18 protein-coding genes are annotated in these 22,200 nt (G+C 37.9%); 9 read left to right on the top strand and 9 right to left on the bottom strand.

Features of this window, described 5'->3' with window-relative positions; translation table 11 throughout:
• Positions 1 to 72 precede the first annotated feature (72 nt).
• From AC0KTX_RS06085 to AC0KTX_RS06060, 6 genes are all read right to left on the bottom strand, one after another.
• The gene (locus tag AC0KTX_RS06085; protein ID WP_474251337.1) at positions 73 to 972 is read right to left on the bottom strand and encodes a hypothetical protein; all 900 of its coding nucleotides are present in this window, start codon (positions 970 to 972) and stop codon (positions 73 to 75) included.
• Positions 969 to 2,432, bottom strand: a complete 1,464-nt coding sequence (locus tag AC0KTX_RS06080; RefSeq protein WP_474251336.1) for a DUF5677 domain-containing protein — start codon at positions 2,430 to 2,432, stop codon at positions 969 to 971. Before AC0KTX_RS06080 ends, AC0KTX_RS06085 begins: the two co-directional genes overlap by 4 nt.
• A 402-nt stretch (positions 2,433 to 2,834) precedes the next feature.
• Positions 2,835 to 6,176, bottom strand: a complete 3,342-nt coding sequence (locus AC0KTX_RS06075; protein WP_474251335.1) for a DEAD/DEAH box helicase family protein — start codon at positions 6,174 to 6,176, stop codon at positions 2,835 to 2,837.
• Positions 6,177 to 6,218: 42 nt separating this feature from the next.
• Positions 6,219 to 7,412: a restriction endonuclease subunit S gene (locus tag AC0KTX_RS06070; protein WP_474251334.1), complete on the bottom strand. Its 1,194-nt coding sequence runs from the start codon at positions 7,410 to 7,412 to the stop codon at positions 6,219 to 6,221.
• An 8-nt stretch (positions 7,413 to 7,420) separates the two neighbouring features.
• Complete coding sequence (locus AC0KTX_RS06065) at positions 7,421 to 8,878, bottom strand: type I restriction-modification system subunit M (protein WP_474251333.1); 1,458 nt, start codon at positions 8,876 to 8,878, stop codon at positions 7,421 to 7,423.
• Between the two features lie 314 nt (positions 8,879 to 9,192).
• Entirely contained in the window at positions 9,193 to 9,384 is a 192-nt protein-coding gene (locus AC0KTX_RS06060; RefSeq protein WP_474251332.1) for a hypothetical protein, read from the bottom strand.
• An 817-nt stretch (positions 9,385 to 10,201) separates the two neighbouring features.
• Here AC0KTX_RS06060 and AC0KTX_RS06055 point away from each other — a divergent pair.
• The 5 genes from AC0KTX_RS06055 to AC0KTX_RS06035 all read left to right on the top strand — a co-directional run bounded on the left by AC0KTX_RS06055 (position 10,202) and on the right by AC0KTX_RS06035 (position 15,114).
• The gene (locus AC0KTX_RS06055; protein WP_285756242.1) at positions 10,202 to 10,390 is read left to right on the top strand and encodes a hypothetical protein; all 189 of its coding nucleotides are present in this window, start codon (positions 10,202 to 10,204) and stop codon (positions 10,388 to 10,390) included.
• 3 nt (positions 10,391 to 10,393) lie between these two features.
• Positions 10,394 to 11,782 carry a recombinase family protein gene (locus AC0KTX_RS06050; RefSeq protein WP_474251331.1) on the top strand — a complete coding sequence of 463 codons (1,389 nt, stop codon included), beginning with the start codon at positions 10,394 to 10,396 and terminating at the stop codon, positions 11,780 to 11,782.
• The gene (locus tag AC0KTX_RS06045) at positions 11,779 to 13,290 is read left to right on the top strand and encodes a recombinase family protein (RefSeq protein WP_474251330.1); all 1,512 of its coding nucleotides are present in this window, start codon (positions 11,779 to 11,781) and stop codon (positions 13,288 to 13,290) included. The genes AC0KTX_RS06050 and AC0KTX_RS06045 overlap by 4 nt, the downstream gene beginning before the upstream one ends.
• Positions 13,291 to 13,468: 178 nt before the next feature.
• The gene (locus AC0KTX_RS06040; protein ID WP_474251329.1) at positions 13,469 to 13,639 is read left to right on the top strand and encodes a hypothetical protein; all 171 of its coding nucleotides are present in this window, start codon (positions 13,469 to 13,471) and stop codon (positions 13,637 to 13,639) included.
• On the top strand, positions 13,636 to 15,114 hold the full coding sequence (locus AC0KTX_RS06035; protein WP_474251328.1) for a recombinase family protein: 1,479 nt from the start codon (positions 13,636 to 13,638) through the stop codon (positions 15,112 to 15,114). Before AC0KTX_RS06040 ends, AC0KTX_RS06035 begins: the two co-directional genes overlap by 4 nt.
• A 129-nt stretch (positions 15,115 to 15,243) precedes the next feature.
• On the opposite strand, the gene AC0KTX_RS06030 is transcribed toward AC0KTX_RS06035, so the two are convergent.
• Positions 15,244 to 15,423, bottom strand: a complete 180-nt coding sequence (locus AC0KTX_RS06030; protein WP_327862853.1) for a hypothetical protein — start codon at positions 15,421 to 15,423, stop codon at positions 15,244 to 15,246.
• Between the two features lie 604 nt (positions 15,424 to 16,027).
• Here AC0KTX_RS06030 and AC0KTX_RS06025 point away from each other — a divergent pair.
• The 3 genes from AC0KTX_RS06025 (at position 16,028) to AC0KTX_RS06015 (ending at position 19,201) form a co-directional block, all read left to right on the top strand.
• Entirely contained in the window at positions 16,028 to 16,972 is a 945-nt protein-coding gene (locus AC0KTX_RS06025) for an SDR family oxidoreductase (protein ID WP_327862854.1), read from the top strand.
• 526 nt (positions 16,973 to 17,498) lie between these two features.
• Positions 17,499 to 17,648: a hypothetical protein gene (locus AC0KTX_RS06020; protein ID WP_008881298.1), complete on the top strand. Its 150-nt coding sequence runs from the start codon at positions 17,499 to 17,501 to the stop codon at positions 17,646 to 17,648.
• On the top strand, positions 17,645 to 19,201 hold the full coding sequence (locus AC0KTX_RS06015) for a recombinase family protein (RefSeq protein WP_474251327.1): 1,557 nt from the start codon (positions 17,645 to 17,647) through the stop codon (positions 19,199 to 19,201). Before AC0KTX_RS06020 ends, AC0KTX_RS06015 begins: the two co-directional genes overlap by 4 nt.
• Before the next feature lie 55 nt (positions 19,202 to 19,256).
• On the opposite strand, the gene rlmD is transcribed toward AC0KTX_RS06015, so the two are convergent.
• Positions 19,257 to 20,633, bottom strand: coding sequence for a 23S rRNA (uracil(1939)-C(5))-methyltransferase RlmD (gene rlmD, locus AC0KTX_RS06010; protein ID WP_474251342.1), 1,377 nt, complete (start codon positions 20,631 to 20,633; stop codon positions 19,257 to 19,259).
• Between the two features lie 168 nt (positions 20,634 to 20,801).
• Here rlmD and AC0KTX_RS06005 point away from each other — a divergent pair, with 168 nt between their 5' ends.
• Positions 20,802 to 20,957: a Fur-regulated basic protein FbpA gene (locus AC0KTX_RS06005; protein WP_474251326.1), complete on the top strand. Its 156-nt coding sequence runs from the start codon at positions 20,802 to 20,804 to the stop codon at positions 20,955 to 20,957.
• Positions 20,958 to 21,224: 267 nt separating this feature from the next.
• Here the strand turns inward: AC0KTX_RS06005 and AC0KTX_RS06000 are convergent, their stop codons facing one another.
• Positions 21,225 to 22,154, bottom strand: a complete 930-nt coding sequence (locus tag AC0KTX_RS06000; protein ID WP_474251325.1) for a diacylglycerol kinase — start codon at positions 22,152 to 22,154, stop codon at positions 21,225 to 21,227.
• Positions 22,155 to 22,200 lie beyond the last annotated feature (46 nt).

Raw genomic sequence — 22,200 nt, 5'->3', positions numbered from 1 at the left:
ACCACATTCATAGCGAAAGGAGAGAATGGATAACTTAAATATTATCAATTTGTGTCTTGACAAAGGGGTGCATTACAATGTTTGTTCTAAAAGTCTTACAATATCATCATTATCTGAAAAAATCGGATAAATCATTAACAAATAATTAAATACAACCTCTGATCTGATAAAGGGTATTAATTTGTACGAATATGCTATGAGAATTATATCCATAATTTGCATAAAGAATTTACCAATGGCCATCAAAAAAATTTCTGCTTCACTCAGTCTCTCCCTTAAGACATCTAAGGATAGAACATCACTTAAATTTTTTTCAATACGTTCTTGCAAAGATATATTAACATCGCTTCTATCGCTAAAAATTAATCTTGGAAGTAATTCTGGCTTAATATCTTGCTCTATCTCCTTAAGTGAATGATATTTATTAAGAAATTCATCTTCTGTTGCACAAGGACTGACAAAGAGACTAGATATAAAAGCGAAAGATTTGTTTTTTAAAAAGTTCGTACGTTCTTCTTGATCCTCAAAAAAGATTGTATCTAAAGGTAAGACTATAAAAATATCTGAGTAACTTGACAATACATTAATACAGTCAAGAACTACTTTATTTAAGTATTCCTTCGCTCTTAATCTATTTACACCTGTAGCTCTTCTAGAAAAGAATGTTCTCATTTTGGTTACAGGATCAGTAAAAATACGATATTTACCACAAAGAGCAAATTCATAATGTCCATATTGTGTTAAATCTATATGCATTGCTCCAGCTAAAAAGCTACATTTATCATTTATATCAATTTTGTTCAAAAAGAAATTAATTATTTCGTAATTTTTTTGCCAAAATATCGATACTTCTTCAAAGAAGTATGCTAACTGAATATCTGTAGCGCTATTATTAGTAATAAGGCCGTAATAGCCCTTTAATAAATTTAAATATTCTTCTTGTATTCTTCTTATTGGCTTCATTTCAATCATTTTACTTCACCATACTTATCTAAATAAAAGTCAGGGAACTCATAAAACGAAGAAATTAGATTTAATAGTTTTTTAAGAATATATTCACAATCATGTTTCACGTCTCTGAGTTTTTGTTCAAAAGTAATATCGGGTACAGCATGGTATTTATGTGCTGGATTATTACAAAATATCATGGCGCTTTCTCTAATTGCTCCCCAAAGTCCATGAATATAGTTTGTATCGTACTCATAATAAAGATCATACAAATCATTTTCGTTTATCTCTTCAAACTTCTTTCTAACATTTTTATTATCAAATAACCTTGTATCCATATTTATAAATTCTTCACTTTTATCTTCATTTAGTAGAGTTTCCAAAACGGGTAGAGAAAAATGATGTTGGCTGAGATCTAGTGATGTTTCTCTAGCTCTAAGTGCTACATATTTATATTTGCCAATTCCGTATTCTTTAAATAAATTCCAAATATCTGGTTTGTCTTGTTCTCTTAAAGCCATGTATTTTAATGTCACATATACTTCTGTTATAATGCGCAAAGCACATCTACCCAAAATTCCTTGACTAATTTGACTATCGAGTACTTCCTTATAAATTTTCAAAGCGTAGGTTGCTAAGCCTAGGCAAACTGAAAATTTTTCATCCGATAGTAATTTTTCTTTGTTGTTTGCTACTAAATATTCAATTGCATTAGTAGCATCCTCAAAAAACGACATGTTTCCACTTTCCCCTTCACTATAGTTTATTATCAAAGGTTCACATCGAGTTAATAATCCGACAGTATCCCAAAATTGTTTTGACAAATCACTATTTTTTTCTTCAAATCTCATTCCGATTTCAAATGCTCTAATTAACGATCGATATAAACTCATTTTGGGGTCATCATGAGTAATTCGAGGATATTCAACCAAAGCTTTTGTTATTTCCATTCCGCTCGGGAAATGGATTTTTCTAGAGTAAATACCAAACCATAATACAAGAAACCTAACATCGGTAGCTTCATTTGTTTGATGAAAAAGATTCTTTTTAATTACATTTTGCAAGACGGTAATTTTTTGATCGATTGTTGTTTCATAATCTAAGAAATATTCATTAAAAACTACATGTTTATCTAAACGAAAAATTAAAGTTAATGGAGACAAAATATTTGGATTAATCCATTTACAAACTATTTGATAATAACTACGCTGTTTTTCAGTTTCTAAAAATAATATTTTTGAAAGCATAGGAGTGCATAACATCTCGTCCTTCTCTGATAAGTCTTTTATAATCCTTCCTACAATCTCTAAACCTCTTTCTCTTCCATAATGTTCAAGAATCAAGGATAACCATATATATTCTGGTAACCATTCTAATGCCCATGACGAAAATTTGAGGGTTTCGCCAAGATTACTATTAAAAGGCGTATACAATATTCCCTTTTTAAATTTGTGGTCAGTAAGTTTACTATAGCCTTCTTTCATTTTTTCACCTTTAAATTTTAAATAATGATAAGATACCTAACTTAAAATACAGCAACACTCAAAAAATTGCCTATCTAAAATTTACCTTATATATCCTAAATTATAGTGGATTGTTGCATTTTTTTCATTGAAAACTAAGAAATAAGCGATACCCTCCGTAAACGAATATAATAAGAAAGCCCAATTAATCCAATTACAATCCTTGTTTTCATTTGGAACACCTCCGTAGAACCAAAAGGAGATATGAACTATCTAGACAACTTTTGTACTCGTTTCATATTTATAAGAAATATAAGGCATCTTCAAGACACTTTCAGCCTCAAAGATGCCTTAACATCGAAGAAAAACAAAATGTATTGAAACATTAAATAAACCGAACAGCTAACTAAAAGAGCGCTTTTACTACGCCCCCACAATATCTTCTGAATTTCTGTTAATCTCATCGATAATGCTAATGATCCTCCGCGCGTCATCCATGTTGTCTTTAAAGAGTTCAACAATGCTGCCGACGGTTTTGAACGGTTCTTCCTGCAGCACCCGCTTGTCCATGACTCCATTTTTCACAAAGTAATCGACGATCAATTTGACAAAACGGCTTTGTTGGATGTTCAACCGTTCGCTTGATAAAAATTCGGAAAACGCCTCGTTGGCGGCCTGCGGGTCAAGGCCGACAATTTGACGGACAAGCTTTGTAATCGGCGTGTCTCCGAATTCTCTTTTATAATCTTCCTGTGTGCCAAGCTCATTCCAAAGAATATGCTCCAACGTTTTTAAGTCTTGGACGGTTAGCTTTTTATTATTTCGCAACTTGTAAATGGCTATCTGGTCGCGATGTTCGTGCAGATAATGTTCAACCTTTTTCCGATAATTTTTCAGATCATTGACATTAAACATCGGACCGTTTTCTTTGACCTCTAAAACTTGGTCTTTAAAGTTCGTATAGTAAATTTTTTGCGTTTCTTTTTCAAGGAATTTCACTAAATCACGCAACGCTTCGCGAACGGCTTCCAATTCGAAAATATCGGCTTCGCTCCAAAACTCTTCCGTCTGCACCTTTTCGATGATATATTTTTGTTCCACCACTTGAGGAATCGAACCGAGCTTAGATAACGCCTCTGCGGTGCGAATCACACTCCGGATCGGCTTTGTGGCATTTTTCGTTTGCAGCTTCGCCAGCTCAATCGTATACATAAGCAAATCAAAACGTTTCGCCAATTCATCATCGTTTAGCGGAACGATGAGCGACGAAATATGTTCTTTGATTTCATTGACATCCATCGCCGTTAAGGAATCCCATTTAGCTCGATTTTTAAACTTATGCACATATTGAATATGTTGACGTACACGGAAGTTTTCTTCGTTTAACTTATTGATTTCCGCTAGTATCTCATCAATTAATTCATTGCGATAGGCAATATACTCTTCTTCTTGGTACTGTAAATGTTGCAGTTCTTTAATGATTTCGACTTTAGCGTTAAATAGACGCTCCGTTAAACTTTCCACCGCTTTTCCTTCGATTCCTTTTGGATTTTCACGGAAAAACTCAAAGTTGCCGCAATAGTCAAAAATAAGGAAATGCGTTTTATCTTGCCCGGCTCCGAATAAGTCTTTGCATAAACGGGTTCCGCGCCCGATCATTTGCCAAAACTTTGATTTGGATCGTACTTTCTTGAAGAACACAAGATTGACGACTTCCGGAATATCCACTCCAGTATCGAGCATATCGACCGATACGGCAATCTGCGGCCATTTGTTACGGTCGGAAAAATCATCGATTAATGTTTGGTAGTAGTTCACACTGTAATCAATGACCCTTGCAAAGCCGCCTTTATACTCAGGAAACAACTGATCAAAGCGCTCCACAATCCGTTCCGCATGACGATGATTTTTCGCAAAAATAATCGTTTTGCCGAGTTTGTCTCCGCCTTCGACGCAAATTCCTTTTTCCATTAAATCTCTCAGTACCGTATCAATCGTATCGTCATTAAACAGCCATTCGTTTAACGCGGCACTGTCAATATCCTCGCCTACTTCATCATCAAATGTTTCTTCATATCGTTCTTTTTCTTCATCAGATAACTCATCGTAATGAATGCCCTCTTCAAGAAATTTAAGCTTTGTTTCAATGGTACGATAATCCACTAAATAGCCATCTTGAACCGCTTGATCTAACTCATAGGCATAGGTCGGCACACCGTTTTCTAAATCGAATACTTCATATGTATTGCGATCAATTTCGTCCTTTGGTGTGGCGGTAAGCCCAAGCAATATTGCGTCAAAATAGTCAAAAATTGCCCGGTACTTCTTATAAATACTGCGGTGGGATTCATCGACGATAATTAAATCAAAATGCCCGACGGTAAAGAGGCGTTTGCCGTCTTTTCGTTTCGCTTCGTCAATCGCGTTCATCATTGTCGGGTACGTCGAAAACACCATGCGGCTTTCCTCTGGATTGTCTTTGTTATCGAGCAAATTACAAAGTGTCAAGTTCGGCAGCAAATGGCTAAAGCTGTTTTTGGCTTGCGTTACCAGCGTTTTGCGGTCTGCTAAAAACAAAATATTTTTTACCCAATTGTGGCGAGTGAGAACATCGACAATCGAAATCGCCGTCCGGGTTTTGCCGCTCCCCGTCGCCATGACAAGCAACGCTTTGCGCCGTTTGTTCTCGAGCGCGTCACATACGGCTAAAACTGCTTCTTTTTGGTAATAGCGATTCGTTATGTTGTCATTGATTTGCACATTTTTTAGCGGCTTCTTCATCGTCCGACGATCAATAAGCAAGCTTAATTCTTCCTTATTGTAAAAGCCGGAAACTCTCCGTGCCGGATAGTTAAGGTCGTCCCAAATATACGTTTCAAAACCGTTTGTGTAAAAAATGATTGGACGTTGACCGTGCATTTTCTCAATGCAGTCGGCGTACAGCTTTGCCTGCTGCTTTCCTTTGTTCGGATCAGCAGTTGTCCGTTTCGCTTCCACGACCGCCAGCGGCTTTCCGTTATCGCCAAAAAGAACGTAATCGACATAGCCGACTCCTTCTTGATTCGGCATGCCAACGACAGGGTATTCAACAATAACGTCCTTTTTAAATTCCCAACCCGCCAGCTTCAAATCTAAATCAATATATTTCTTTCTTGTTTCCCATTCGCTTAGTTCATCCACTTGGAAGTGATATTCTTTTGTATTCGCTTCCCGTTTGGCGGTGAGAAGAGCGCGGAGCTGTTCATTTTCTTTCATCATTTCCTCAAGACGCTTGTCTTTGGAGCTTAATCGTTCGTATAAATCTTTTAATTCTTCTGGACGCTCGCGCTTTTCCTCGCCAATTGGCAACAACGATTCATCAAAATCCGTAGCCGTATATTCATCTGAATAACAATAATCAATCCAAGACACAAACTGATGAAGATTATGCAGGGAAAGAATCGCTTCTTCCCTCGTAATCATCGAGTTCGTATGAACCGCAACATTTCCCAGTTTGACAATGTAACGCAACAACGGCAACAAGTCTTCATCAATAATGGACAAAAAGACGTTGTCATGAATCAAACTGGAAAGATTATCTTGATACGGAACTTTCAAAGCGCTGTCAAAGCTGTACACCCACTTAACGGCAAGCTCCAGCGCACGGCGCGTCAAAATCGCGCACGTCGCCGGACTCACAACCAAACTTTTCTCCGCTTCTAAACACGCATTCGTAAAGCTCTCATAATGAGGCTTCCCTACTAAAAAATGAAAGTTGGATAACAACAAACACCCCTCCCTTAACCGAAACTAACTTCTTATCGCTCGCTAGTCGTTGAATAACTCTCCTTTAAATGCGCGTTGCATGAGAGAGTTAAAGTTGTTTTCAAGCTCTGTCAAGCTTTTGTGAAGAATTGCTTTCTGGGAATCAACTTTTTTTACTATTTCAGAAAATTTGGCTTGCAAATCTCTTGGCGGCAACGGAATTTCCATGTTTCTTATGTCCGTTAAAGACAAGAACTTTTGTGTTCCTCCGCGTTTATTTTTATTGAGAATATAATCAAGATAATGTGAATCCAATAAATATTTTATATATATATTGATTACACAAGGATTGTTAAATTTTATTAATGCTACATTCTTTATCGCAAAATTTGGCTGTTCATCAACAATAATTGGATTTCCAATTGTACCAATCATCGGCATAATAATATCTCCCACATCAACCTTAGACCTCTTATTAATATTTATAAAGTCTTCTTCCGAGATGTAGTTTACATTACTTAAATCTATTTTCCCGTTTTTAATATTTTTAGAAGTTACTAAAGGATAACCGTTTGGAACATACTTAGGCGAATCGTGTGTTCCATCCCTTACATCTGTAATGTCTTTAAGTGGTCGTCTTTCCCATGTTTTATTGGCAACAGGATCGCCAAACATTTCCAAAAACACACTTTTTGTTAACTGATCTAGCGCTTCAATTTGAGCTTTTCGTTTGTCGATAAGTTCTTGGGCTTTGTCTAATACATTAGCTATTTTTTCCTGAGTGCTGACTGAAGGAATAGGAATTAATAAATTATCAATATGTTCGTTTCGAAGATTGTTTATATTCGCGCCGTTTACGCTATTTGAAATAGAGCTAGAATAATAATCGGTCTTAAAAAAATACCCTAAAAACCTCGGATTAATATTTTCTTTCGCTCGTATCAACTTGCAAAAAGCTCCGAAAGAACAATCATAGTCTGAGTGTGCTTGACCTGACTTACCTACTACCTCTTTACTTCCACTAGATGCAGCAATTACAATATCACCTTTTTTAATTAATTGACTATCCCTAACTAATTCTTTTTTGACATAGATTACATCCGAAAAAACTAATTTTCCTGCTTGAATATTATTTGCTCTTAAAAGTGGTATATAGCCTTCTTTCGGCACTTCCGACACATCACTTTTTTTATAAGATACACCCCTAATCTGTTCTATAAAATTTCCTAAGGGATAAGTCTTATACTTAGATAACATACTTCTCACTACCCTCTAATCATTTCTTTCAACTCTCGTAATCCTTGCATAATCTCTTTTTCCAACGCTTCCACTTTTTCAAGAATCACGCTTGGCGCTTCATACTCCACTTCTTCATACTCAATCTCTTTGTACTTGTTAATCGATAGGTCATAGTCGTTTTCACGAATTTCTTCCACCGGCACGAAGAACGACTGCTCCGTGCGCTTCCGTTCTTTTTCCGCTTCACGGTTATGGAATCGTTCAATGATGTCCGGAATATCGTTTTCTTCAATCGGGGTGCGCTTGTCGTCCAAAGAGTAGCCATCGGCTTTCATGTCATAAAACCATACTTGATCCGTACCGCCGACGCCTGTTTTTGTAAAAATCATGATCGCCGTAGAAACCCCAGCATATGGTTTAAATACGCCGCTTGGCATGGAAATAATCGCTTCTAACTTATGATTTTCCACAATTTCTTTGCGGATATCTTTATGCGCCTTCGAGCTGCCGAACAATACCCCGTCCGGAACGATGCAGGCGCAGCGTCCGCCCGTTTTTAAAATTCGCAAGAATAAGGCCAAGAATAAAAGCTCGGTTTTCTTTGTCTTTACAACTTTTAACAAATCATTTGAAACTGCATCATAATCTAATGAACCTTTAAAAGGCGGATTGGCAAGGACAAGGGTGTATTTGTCCTTATCTTTGTTTTGTTCCGACAAGGAGTCGCGATATTCGATATTCGGATTTTCAATGCCATGGAGCATCATGTTCATCGCGCCAATCCGCAGCATCGTGCGGTCCATGTCAAAACCGTAGAACATATGGTTATTAAAATGTTCTTTTAAACTTTGCACTAAAAACAAGTCACTGCGATGTTTACGCAAATACTCTCCTGCCGCTACTAAGAAACCTGCGGAACCGGCGGCCGGATCGACAATAATATCTTCCGGTGTTGGTTTGACTAACTCTACCATCATCTTGATAATATGACGCGGCGTACGGAATTGCCCATTTGTTCCAGCAGTCGCGATTTTGGATAACAAATATTCATATAAATCCCCTTGTAAATCGCGGTCCTTCATTGGGAGTTTATCAATACCGTCCACAATTTTGGAAAGCATTTGCGGCGTAGGAATCATAAAAATCGCATCGCTCATGTACTTTGCATATGCAGATTTTTTATTGCCATGCAAGCTTTTAATGAAAGGGAATACTTCCTTAGATACAATTTCATACATTTGTGAAGCTTCTAGATTTTTAAACTTACTCCAACGCAAGTGTTGTTTATCTTCAGGAAAGATTCGTTCAAACTCAATTCCTAACAGAGCAGCCTCTTGTTCTCTTTGAGTTTCTGCTTCATCGAGTCCTTTAATAAATAAAAGGTATGTAAATTGTTCAATGACCGTCAGCGGGTTCGTAATTCCGCCCGTCCAAAACGTTTCCCATATTTTGTCGACTTTGTTCTTTAATTCTCCAGTAATCATATAGCTGCCTCCTTATTATTTCCAAACTTAATTATACATAGTTTTATCGGCGTTAGAAACTTTGATTTCGCTGGATTCAATCAACTGTCAAAAAAGAAAAATAATGACTGCAAAGATATTATGATAACGCTAATGCATCATCTTGTATTCAAATTCAGACTCAATACAGGGGTTGTATAAAAAATAAAAGTTATTAAGGTAAATGGTTAGCCAGCTCCGCAATCCGGGCAGCTACTTTCCGTTTTCGTCCCATCACTACTTCCATATGTCAGACTAGCGAATACGCCTTATATATGATTTATATTTATTCTCTATTACTCCCGCTCCCATTCTCCCTTACAATCAGGACATTGCCACCGAATGACCCGGTCTGCTTCCAAACTGGATATGCCGATTTTTCTGCTGAAATGTGTGGCATTTCCATAATGATGCTGAAGTTCTTTTGGAATCGGATCCCCTTGCAAATCTGTGCCACAATACGGGCAGTATTCTTTATGATCATCCATGTTAGTTCACGTCCTTCGCTTATTGGATTTGGTTCGGTTTGTCTCTTGAAGTGGCATTTCTTCCTAATAGAAAACGCAGTACCTGTGAAAACACCTACAACCAGCGATTAAAACGCCAAAGAAGAAGAGAACGTCTGCAAAATACAAATAACACAACAATAAGATCGCTCTAAATAGAGCGCTTTTTTTTCGCATTCAGAAATAGTTCTTTTTACCTATAAGAATATTAATTTCTTAAAAGTAGGATGATTAATGATTAAAACCCCGAGCATTTCACTCACTTAGAAAGGATGATTCTCTATGAAGACAACTTAATTATAAGACAAAATGGTTATCACATCGTTAAAGAACCTAGCAACTAAATAACATGTTAACCACTAACAAGCGAGATCCGCAGGTTGCATGTTGCTGTCAATTTATTGATGCACATGTTCTGCGGATTTCTTATTTTTAATGCTTTACATTGGCGAAAGGAGTAAAAAGCATCAATGAATGAGGAAAATCAATGTTACAGTTGGCTTGAAGAATGCCTGAAAAATTGTACAAAATATGGATTTTCCCAAAGGATCATAGAACTTTTTAAAGTTTTATATCTGGAGGTGGAGGACAAATGAAGCCATCTTTTACTGAATTGAAAGTTCCGGGGCATAAGACAAGGATTATGATTAAGAAACGTCCACATGCAAAAGAAAAAACTCTCAGTGTACAACTGCAATTCCATTTAGAAGGAAATAACGCCTCAAAAAATATGAAATAGTGTATAAAACCGAATGCTCCCGTCAATGATTGTTAACAAAAATTGACGGGAGGATCTCTGATGAAAACGGATTTAAAAATCGGGAAAGTAACGTTTAGCGAGGAATTGCCGAAAGAGTCGAGATTATGGTTAGAACGCTTAATCGAAAAGATTCTTTTAAATGAAATAAGCACAGATGTTCTATTACAGGCTTCCTTGTTGTCAAGAAGCATGGAAAACAAAAAAATTTTGGAGAAGGAGGGCAGTTAATTCATGCCGGATTCACCAGCACAATTAAAAGTGTTATATATGCGCGTTAGTTCAGAGAACCAGAGTGAAGAAATGCAGCTCAATGCCGCAAAACGTTATTTAGAGCAATATAACCCTGATGAGGTGCTAATCCTTTGCGATCACGGTATATCAGCAACCAAGCTTCCTCTCCACAAACGTCCACAACTGGTCAAATTGCTTGATTTAGTACGAGAGGACAAAGTGGACACACTGCTTGTTTACCAACGTGATCGCTTAGCTCGTGATTTCTACGAGTATTTAACGATTATCTCAGAACTAATCAAACATGACGTAAATGTGATTTTTACAGCTTCTAATTCACCACAATTTAATAAAGATATTGTTTTAGAAGGGGCATATGCTATTTTTGCCCAACATGAGGGCCATCTGATTAATAAACGCACATCTGACGCAAGAAAACAAGCTCCCCATCGCATATTCGGATACGATGTTACCAAAACAGAGAATGGTCGTTCTTATTCAATCAATGAACAGCGCGGCGAACTGGTTAAACAGCTATTTTCTGAAGCTGCAAATGTTGAAACCCTTGAAGAATTTCTGTCCTTATTGACCAAATATAAAAAATTAATGAAACGAAAAGTGGAAGATGTGCTAAAGATATTAAAACAACCATTCTACGCCGGTTACTATATGACTCAGAACGAATATCATCGTTTGCCGCATGTTCCTGCAATTATCACACTCGATGAATACAAGAGTGCAAATAAAAAATTGGAACAATTAGAAAAGCAATATTATGAACTTAAAGCGAAAACGCAAGACAATGTATTCATTCGACCTATATGCTTCATCTGTAACAGCGAAATGTCATTGAAAATGAACACAGTGGGAACTGAAGGATACTTTTTATGCAACAGAAACCATGAATTGGTCGATATTTCAATTCAACAACTTAACAAAGTGATTGATGAAATTGTAACAGAAGCATTAAACAACCTGAATACAAACGAATTGGAAAAGAAATGCCTTTCGTTTCTCACTTCATTAAAAAAAGCCAATGATCAAGATAAAACAGCTTGTTTACAAGCCATTCGACATATTGAATACAAACTATGCACCACATACAACCTATCCAAACCTTGCAATGAAGCCCAAAAACTTTTAGAAGAAATACGTGCATTAGAGTCGAAATTGAACAATATCGTGCAAAAAGAACAAAAAATAAATGAATGCTTACGGGAGATCAATGAATTGGTGCGGCTCATTCAAGTAATGCTGCGGGAAAATCTAGAAGACCATGAGCGCCGCTTACTAGCAAAAATGATGATTAAAAACTTAATTGTCCACCATGATTATGTAATTTGTGAGTTATTTTTCCACGAATTTTTCAAATCGGAGGTTTTAACATGACAATACCCAAATTAAATAAAGGAGTCGGTTATATTCGCCGCTCCAGTCATAAGCAACTGGATAACCATTCAATTGAGATTCAAAAACGCGAGATTGAAATAAAGGCAAAAGCGGAAGGTTACGAAATTATTCACTGGTGTATTGATGACGCAGTCAGCGCCTATCGAAAAACCGCTACAGATCGACCGGGCATGCGGGAGCTTTTTATGTATTTTATCAATAACGAAGCTGATGCTGTGTTCTTCTATGAAGAAAGCCGAATAGATCGTACATTCAACAGTTTTGTAACACAAATTTACAACCCCATTAAGTCTCTCAAACCAAATTGTAAGTTCTTTTGCACCACCGTTTCTGGCGAATGGGACGCACACAATACGATTACGGAAATGAAATTGTTATTTGCCGGACAGGAATCTATCATTAAGTCCAAACGGACTAAAGATACCCAAGATGGTTTGCTAGCTAAAAAAATCCGTCCGGGCAGCCGAACACCGTTTGGTTATAAAAAAGTCACTGTTGACGAACAAACCGGTTACAAAACATTGATTCCTGACGAAAATGCCCCTATTGTTTTGCTCATTTTTTATCTATCTTCTTGGGGGTATAGCAATGAAAAAATCGCAAACCTTCTAAACGAATGCAATGTTCCTTCGCCATCGGGAAATGGATGGCATGAAAATACAATCGATGCAATCTTACATCGTTATATCTATGCTGGCCATTTAACTTGGAACGTCCGAAAAAGCGCTCATTCCAGTTCTCGTAAACCAAAAGAAGAAATCACTTTCATTGAAAATGTATATGAACCTATTGTGCCGCCCCATCTTTGGCATCTCGTCAATGAAATGAGGAAACTCAAAAAACAAACGAAACAATTTGATACGCCATTTTATTTACGGGGGATTGCTTATTGTAAAAATTGTGGGATTTCTTTAAAGACTAAAGTTGACACACCTAGCAAGTCAGCTAAAAAATATATGAAATATGTTTGTCCGAACTGTAAACAAAAAATCGATATGGATGCCGTTCATGAAATTGTATTTAAACGCTTCTCTACTCAATGGACTCAACAGTTTTATAAGATGAGAAGCCATGCTCAGAGACTACTTCTTCAATGGAAAAAAATCTTACGTACAGAGGAAGAGTCGTTAAAAAAACAGAAAGAGATGCTATTATACAATGAACGAATGATTGAGGGGAACAATGAGAAACGCGCGTTTTTAAAACATATTTCTTCTGCAAAAGAAACAATGCAGAAAAAACTTGCACAACTACATTCCGCTATGGAACAAATTGATTTACTGTTGAATAACGATGAGATTGACAAGGTATTTCAACGCTTTGAATATTTAACCTCTTTCGACCAGTTCAGTGATATTGAGAAACGGACACTATACCTAGACAGGGAACTAACCGAACCCTCCATTTGCTTGATGGGTAAAAAACCGAAAAATGAAACCACCAATTTTTTTAGAAAAACCTTAAAATATAAAAAAACAAAGATATAATGTATTCAAAATTAATCCTTAAAAAGATCTCCAAACAAAAAATTAAATACTGACTCCGTAACCCGACAAAAAGCGAAAACCGCAGAGGTTACTAAGCCACTTAATGTATGTGGATGTGGCTGGGTACTCTGCGGTTTTTATTTTTAGACTTACTTTTAAATGAAAGGAGCCAACTATCATGAAGAAACAATTAAATTCTATAGAACGCATTTACAGTGACCCTAAAGTAACCTTTTCTGAACTTATTAAATCCATTATTAATAATAAAATTGACGAAATTGTCAATAATAATAAAAAGGTGAACACTGCTACATCTCAATTTAGCAAGGAAGGATTGAATGCGAAATGAGATGTGGCGTTTATGTACGAGTTTCTTCTGATAAGTTAGAACAACAAGCTTCTTTGCAGTATCAAAAAGAATTGTTCTACAACTACATCGCAGATAAGGGCTGGGATTTGTATGAAGTTTACATCGATGTTGAATCAGGAACTACAGCAAAGCGCAAAAATCTGCAGCGATTAATTGACGATGCAATGAACAAAAAAATCGATGTTATTCTAGCCAAAGAGCTTTCGCGTTTAGCGAGAAACGGAGAACTATCTTATCAAATCAAAAATCTTTGTGAAAATCACGGGGTTCACATCATTACGCTAGATGGAGCTATTAACGCCTTACAAGGAAATACACACATGTTCGGTCTTTATGCTTGGATGTATGAACAAGAAGCTCAACGCACCAGTGAACGAGTAAAAGAAACTCTCAAGACCCGTGCTAAAAAAGGGCTTTTTAAAGGAAGTACGCCCCCTTACGGATATACAATCAAAGATGGAAAATTGCACATACGAGATGATGAAACCCCAAACATTGTTCGCAGAATTTTCAATGAATATCTGGCAGGCTATGGACGCGATTCAATAGCAAGAAGACTCTATAACGAAGGGATACCAACACCATCTGAAGTGGCTGGAAAAAAGAATGCGGGCGACAAATGGAACGATTCCACCATCAAACTCATTTTAACCAACCCGCACTATACAGGCGATTTGGTCCAAGGACGTACAACGACTGTGAGTGTTACAAGCAACAAACGGAAAAAGGCGTCTGATGAGGAGCTAATTATTATTCCAAACGCTCATGAGCCGATTATTCCAAGAGACGTATTTGAAGCTGTACAACATCAGATGAAATTACGTTCAAAAACCATTCCTGCTCCAAAACGGCACCTATTTACGAATATTGCCTATTGCGCTGATTGCGGCAAAGGCATGTGGTATCGCTCAAATCGTAAAGGTTATGTGTGCGGTGGATATGCCAGATTCGGCAAAAAAGCTTGCAGCAGCCATGTCATCAAAGAGGAAGTGCTTAAACAAACCATCATTCATGACATCCAGTCTCTCATGCAGCAAATTGATAAGGAATATTATTTAAAACAACTCGAAGAAAAAGCAAAACAATCTCAACTTTCCGTCCAAAAGAAACTGGATAAAATAAACAAGAAAATTGACGCTTTAAAAGCACGAAAACGCAAATATATCGAGCTGCTCGCCGATGAAAAAATCACCCAAGAGGATTATCAAGATATGATTGAGACAAATAGCAAAGAAACTAACGAGCTTGTCGTTTCAAAAAAAGAACTTGAATCTTTGTTATCAAGCCATAAAGTTGTCGAGAACATCCAAAAGTTGAAACAGGAATTGGCCCAATTTTTAAACTTTGATGAATTAACACCGGAAATTCTGCATCGTCTCATTGATCGTATTGAAATTAAAGCGGATGGAACTCCAAAAATTTTTTATCGATTCTCCGCTCCAAAAATTGAATAAAGCAGGAAACAAAAGCGTTTCCTGCTTAATTTTTTCTCAAAACGATCTGCGAGACACACTCAACGTGGCTCGAGAGGACAGAACGAATGTCATTTGAGTGTGTCCGTTCTCGGGAACATATCCACTCAGTTAAATTTCCTTCACTGGACGAACCACACTGTCATCTCCATCATTAATCAATTTTCCTTCTAAATATTTATCAAATATTCCAAGAGAAAGAAATGTAACAACTCCGTCATTATCTTGAATTTCCAATTCTATTGACTTTGACGAAAGGAAAATCAAATGCACTTTTATATCCTCATCCACACCGATAAATTCCTGTACTTTCTTAGGTTCTGAAAGTATAAGGTCATATCTCCGCCTATAACGATCATAATACCCATCTTTCTCGAATAGCTTTTTATAATCTGTAACCATTCGGCTTGAGTTTAATGAGTCAGAGAAACACTTTGCCTCAAATTAAAAATAGTTCTATTGTATCTTCTGTGTAATATATAACATCAAAACCGCCATAATCTATTTCCCGATCACCAAAAGCCTTTGGTATTTTACATCTTTTTCATCAATCTTTTTAGAGGATGGGATAGGTTTGTACGTAACGAGGATTACAATAATAGGGCGGTCTAGGTCCTATTAACGGCATTGACCACGTGTAGGGGTTGTAATTATAGAGCATCTCTACTTTTTCATCAGAAAAATTCACTAGTAATAATTTGACTTCAGGACTATATTGAAACAAGCGAATAACCTCCTCTTACATTTCCTAATACACCTTATTCAGCAACTTCTAATAAAGAGCAAGTACTTCTTTCATCAAGCTTTAAACAATTTTGGATTGGAACATGCACTAGGTACGCCCATGCAACATAATGTAAAAGGGTATTTTCTATTAATGCAGGGAGGTCTCCAAATGCAACAGGATGAGCAAAAAAATCAGAAGAGAATCACCGATGGAAATTATCCAATATATCCAAATTACGGGTTAATAACTCGCTATGAGGAAATTCCGATTAATGTCCCTGAACAACGTCAACTTCGACAACCGGGCGTGGAAAGACTGATGGTTCCCCGGCCTATTATTGAAAATCCAGAGTACAGGGGAAGCGGGAAATTAACAGGGAAAGTCGCCCTCATCACAGGTGGAGACAGCGGGATCGGAGCAGCTGTAGCGATTGCGTTTGCTAAAGAAGGCGCTAGTGTTGCTATTTCCTACTTGGATGAACATGAAGATGCAAACAGAACAAAAGCACGGATCGAACAACTCGGCCAGCGCAGCATTTTATTGCCAGGTGATGTCCGAGACAAAATTCAATGTATCTCCATCGTGGAACAAACGATCCAATCGTTCGGACGATTGGATATTCTTGTTAACCACGTGGGTATCCAGTTCCAGCAGCCAAGTTTACTCGATATCACAGACGAGCAATTCGATGACACCTTGAAAGTTAATATCTATTCTCATTTTTACACAACTAGAGCGGCGCTTCCCTATTTGAAACCAGGTAGCTCAATTATTAATACATCTTCGGTTGTGGCTTTTAAAGGTCATTCACAATTGATTGATTACACAACAACGAAGGCAGCGAATATTGGCTTTACTCGTGCTTTGGCCAATAATCTTATAGATAAGGGAATTCGGGTCAATGCTGTAGCACCAGGATCAACCTGGACTCCGCTCCAGCCGTCAACATATTCTGCAGATCAGGTCGCTATATTAGGTTCCAGTAATCCGATGCAGAGAATGGCCCAACCATTTGAGCTTGCGCCAGCGTACGTCTATCTTGCCTCTGACGATTCCAGATTTGTTACTGGCCAAACCATTCATGTTAATGGTGGAGAGCTGACATCATCATAAGAAACTATTCAACCAGTAAGATTAGTTTTGATCGGTGACTTGATTAATCTTCTTGTTTGAGATAGAATGCATGTATAGTCCTCCTTGGTATTCAAATTAGGGGTCAATTCACAGATTGACACCCCCGAATCATACCAAGAGGGCTTTTTTTATTCAAGTCCCCGGAAAAACTTCTAACAGGAATGCTCCTTCTTTTATTTTTTCAAATACACAAAAAGAAAAATATTTCCTCAAGAACGATTTCCAAAATGAAATTACGCTGTTGTTGGGAATTTTAATGGTAGAAGAGTATTTTTGGTTAGTATCTGTTAGCTTATCTCTATAATTATTGCGTCAAATTCCTTTCACTACAGTTATTATTTTAAGAATGTCACTAATTCTCTTTTTAGATATCAGAAAATTTAAACTTTTTTACCCCTATTAAAATATTAAGAATCCGAAAGTATCATATTTCAGCTAGATTAGTAAGCCGGCTGAAACGTCTAGCCCCATTAATGTAAAAAACTAAATGGAGGCAACGACGGAAATGAAAATTGAGAGAATTTATCTAAATGAAGTTAAACTAGAATACATTTTAACTGAGCTATTTAAAAACCAAATTGACGATGCCTTAAAAAGCGTATATGTTAATAATGACACCACTGCATCTCATGATTATGAAGGTGATAAATCATGAGATTGGTATTTGCAAATAATTTGAACAAACAGAAGACTAACGAAAATTCATCCATTGAAACACGGTGTTCAAAAAATTTAAAAGTTGCCATTCTCGTTCGGGTATCTACCGCAAAAGAAGAGCAAAAATCTTCTTTAGATACGCAGAAAAAAATATTCACACGCATGTGTGAAGAGAATAATTGGGAAATATACGATATCTACGAAGAAGTAGAATCTGGGACACACACTAACCGCAAAGGTCTGAATCAGTTGATTAACGATGCTAAAGAAGGTAAATTTAATCTAATTTTAGCAAAAGAATTATCCCGGCTTGCTCGTAATGTACCGCTGGCGTATCAATTACGGGAAATTTTAAATAAGCACAAAGTCCACTTAAAAACGCTGGATGGGGCAATTGATACTTTGAACGGTGATCTGGACAAATTCGGTTTATATGCGTGGATATACGAACAGGAATCACAAAAAACAAGCAATCGTCTCAAACAAACATTTAGAGCAAGAGCCAAAGAAGGAGAATTTAACGGATCAGAGCCTCCGTACGGATATTATTTAAAAGATAAAAAGCTATATGTACGAGATGATTATGAAGTGGTCAAACGTATATTCAATATGTATCTACAGGGAAAAGGATTTGATGCAATCGCTCGGCAATTATACAATGAATCCATCCCGACACCAGCACAGCTTAAACGTAAATCCAACGCAAGCGATAAATGGCACGGTTCAACAATTAAGGTTATATTAACAAATCCGCATTACACCGGCACATTGGTACAATGCCGGGATACGAAACCTTCAGTTACTGACAAACGACAACCTCTACCTGAGTCAGAATATGTAATTATTGAAAATGCACATGAGCCGCTTATTTCTATTGAAATGTTTAATACAGTACAGGAGTTAATCATCTCAAGAAGTAGAATTCGTCCTCAAGCAGAGGTTCATCTTTTTACGAATACCATTTTCTGTGCAGATTGTGGCCGGGGGATGCATTTTAAAAAGAACCGTAAAGGATATGTATGCGGAAACTTTAACAAACATGGCAGCAAAGCATGTTCTGACCATTTTATTAAAGAAACAGAGTTAGAAGAAATAATCCTGAATGATATAAAGAGTATTGCGCAACAGATGGATCTGGATGGCCTTATCGACCGAGTGATAAAGCAGCTAGAATCAAATACAAAAAATAATACAAACCGTTTAAGCCAAGTTGAGCAAAATATTGAAAAGCTCAAAAAGCAGAAAGTGCAGTTAACCTCATTGCTTGCAGATAACAGTATTGATATTGAAGAATACCGCTTAACAATTGAAGAAATCAATAAAAAAATTGATGATTTGATGTCCGATAAACTGAAGCTAGAAAAATCTAAAGATCAATCCAAACGGGAACGAAAGAATATGAAACAACTAAAAAATGAATTAAAAGAATATATACATTTCAATAAATTAACCCCTGAGATGCTTCACCGTTTGGTTGATCGAATCGAAATAAAAGAAGACGGTTCACCGAAAATTTATTATCGGTTTGCAAATGATTTTTTAAATGAATAAAGGATATAGGAAAAGCCCGTTTCATTGATTTTCAGAAACGCGCTTTTCCAAATATTTATTTTTTTATAAGCAACGCGCAACACTCAACGTGCATCGTATGCGGGAACATGTCGACTGGCTGGACTTCTTTTGTTTCGTAGCCGCCTTGTTCGAGGATGGCGATGTCGCGTGCAAGGGTTGCCGGGTTGCAGGAAACGTAGACGACTTTTTTCGGTTTCATGGCGATGATCGTCTGGAGCAGAGATTCGCCGCAGCCTTTGCGCGGCGGGTCGACGACGATGATGTCGGCTTTGATTCCTTGTTCGTGCCATTTCGGGATCAATGTTTCCGCTTCGCCGACAGCGAATTCAACATTTTCCATTCCGTTTAATTTTGCATTTCTTTTTGCATCTTCCACCGCATCGGAAACGACTTCAACGCCGTACACTTTTTTCGCTTTTTGCGCAAGGAACAGGGAAATGGTGCCGATTCCGCAATAGGCGTCAATCACCGTTTCTTCTCCGGTAAGGTTCGCATATTCAAGCGCTTTATCGTAAAGCACTTTCGTTTGGACGGGATTTACTTGATAAAAGGAGCGGGCGGAAATAGCAAATTGAATGGAGCCGATGCAATCATAAATATATTCCGATCCCCATAGAACTTTCGTTTCATCGCCAAAAATGACATTTGTCCGCTTCGGGTTTATGTTTTGGACAATCGATTGGACGCTTGGAAATTTTGCGGTGATTTCAGCTAAAATCCGCTTTTTATGCGGGAAATCAGCGGTTCGGGTAATAAAGACAACCATTGCCTGCTTCGTCATGTCCCCGTATCGAACGACAATATGGCGAAGCCAGCCTTTATGTGCTTGTTCATCATAAGCACGGATGCCGTAGCGGCGGCAAATCGCCTTCACCGCTTGGACAATTTGATCATTTTCAGACTGTTGAATGAGGCATCGCTCCATATCGATGATCTCATGTGTGCGCTTCTGAAAAAAGCCGGCAATCAATCCGCCTTCACGTTCGCCAACCGGTACTTGGGCTTTGTTTCTGTAATTCCAAGGATCGCTCATTCCAATCGTCGGATGAATGGTCGTTTTTGTTACATCTACTTTCCCAATGCGGGCTAGGGCTTCCTTGACCACTTTTTGTTTATGACGCAGCTGGCCTTCGTAGCTTAAATGCTGAAGCTGGCAGCCCCCGCATTGCTTATAAATCGGGCATGGCGCCTCCGTCCGATCGGGGCTTGTTTTCGTTAATTCCATTAAACGTCCGTATCCGTAGCCTTTCTTTACTTTCACAACTTTAACGGTTCCTTGCTCCCCCGGCAATGCGTTCGGGACAAACAGCGGGAAACCGTTGATTTTCGCAACGCCCGCCCCCTCATGAGTTAAATCTTCAAAGACAACATCGTAAATGTGATTTTTCTTCACTGGTGCTTCCATTTTTATGCCGCTTTCCTTTCGTCTTTTGCTGACAAGATTGTATCATATCCAACCAAAAGTACCAATAGATTGAAAATGTCATATTGGGAAATACTATTGTAATGAAAATATAAAGAAACTTTCGTAACTTGAGCATGCAAAAAAGCGTCAGTATTAGCTGAAGGAGTGAAAAAAATGGAACAAAGCTTTAAAGATTCACTCATCGAACAGCTTATTGCAAAAGGTGTCTATAAGGGAGAAGAAGGCCAACAATTATATGAGTTAAACGTTATTGAGCTGTTAAAGCTTATGAATAAAACGGAAAACAACAAATACCATTACGGGGAATGAAACTACAGGAGGAAAGAATGTTGAAACCGCCGGGTCAAGTCCTAATTATTGTGTAAAATCTCACTCCCCGCCCAGAAACCTAGATTCTTGGCAAACTTAAACGATTCCTTTTTACACAAAGTTCAGGACTTGATCAACCGCCGCATCCTCCTTTGCCTTATGAAAAAGAGCAGCCGATTCGCTGCTCTTTTAAAATGCTCCGTCCGAAAAGAGGATTTTATAAAATAAAAAAGGGAACGGCTCTCGCCTCGGCCGCAAAAACCGGAATTATGAGACAGTCCCTTCAATCGGCGCATTTTTTTCCGCTTTTTCTTTTGACATGATAACTTCTATATGTTGATATAAGTTTTCAAATTCGCCCGGAAGCTCTCCCCCGTACTCGCCGTCTAAATTCAACAGCATTTTGTCTTCCGTTCTGACTTTGACCCTGTTCGCTTTCGTATAGATGACATGTTCACTGTGAATATGCTCTCCCTTTAATGCCAAGCTAGCCAGCCTGATAAATTCAGCGAGATTGACTTTTTTCAAAATCAGCAGATCAAACATGCCGTCATTTAAAATAGAGTTTGGAGCAAGCTTTTCAAACCCGCCGACCGAGTTCGTCAAGCTGACTAAAAAAAGCATAATTTCACCTTGGAACAGCTTTCCGTCATATTCGATTTCCACTTTTGTCGGATGGATGGAAGGAAGCATTTCAATTCCCTTTAAATAGTATGCGAGTTGTCCGAGAACCGTTTTTAATTTGCTTGGCACGTCATACGTCAACTCGGTCAACTTTCCGCCGCCCGCAATATTGATAAAAAATTGATTGTTGACTTTGCCGATATCAATTTTTCTTTTCACGCCGTTCAGCAATGTGTCAACCGCATTCAAAATATTATCGCGGGGAATGCCGATGGCACGGGCGAAATCGTTCGTTGTGCCAACTGGGATAATCCCAAGGGTCGGGCGGGTTTCCATGACCGCAAGACCGTTGACCACTTCATTAACCGTCCCATCGCCGCCCGCAGCTACAATGAGATCGAAGCCCCGTTCAGCCGCCTGTTTCGCCGCATTCGTCGCATCGCCTTCCCCTGTTGTTGCGTGGCACGACGTTTCGTACCCGGCCTGTTCAAACTTAGCTAAAACTTCGGGAAGCTGCTTCTTAAAAGCTTCGCGTCCAGATGTCGGGTTATAAATAATTCTTGCTCGTTTCATCTACATCATCCTATACCAGCATGAAATATCTATCGAACTTATGTTG

The sequence above is a fragment of the Aeribacillus sp. JST-2 genome (genome assembly GCF_056032925.1).
The sequence above is the reverse complement of the archived record's forward strand: the minus strand, read 5'-3'. Positions and strand labels throughout refer to the sequence as shown.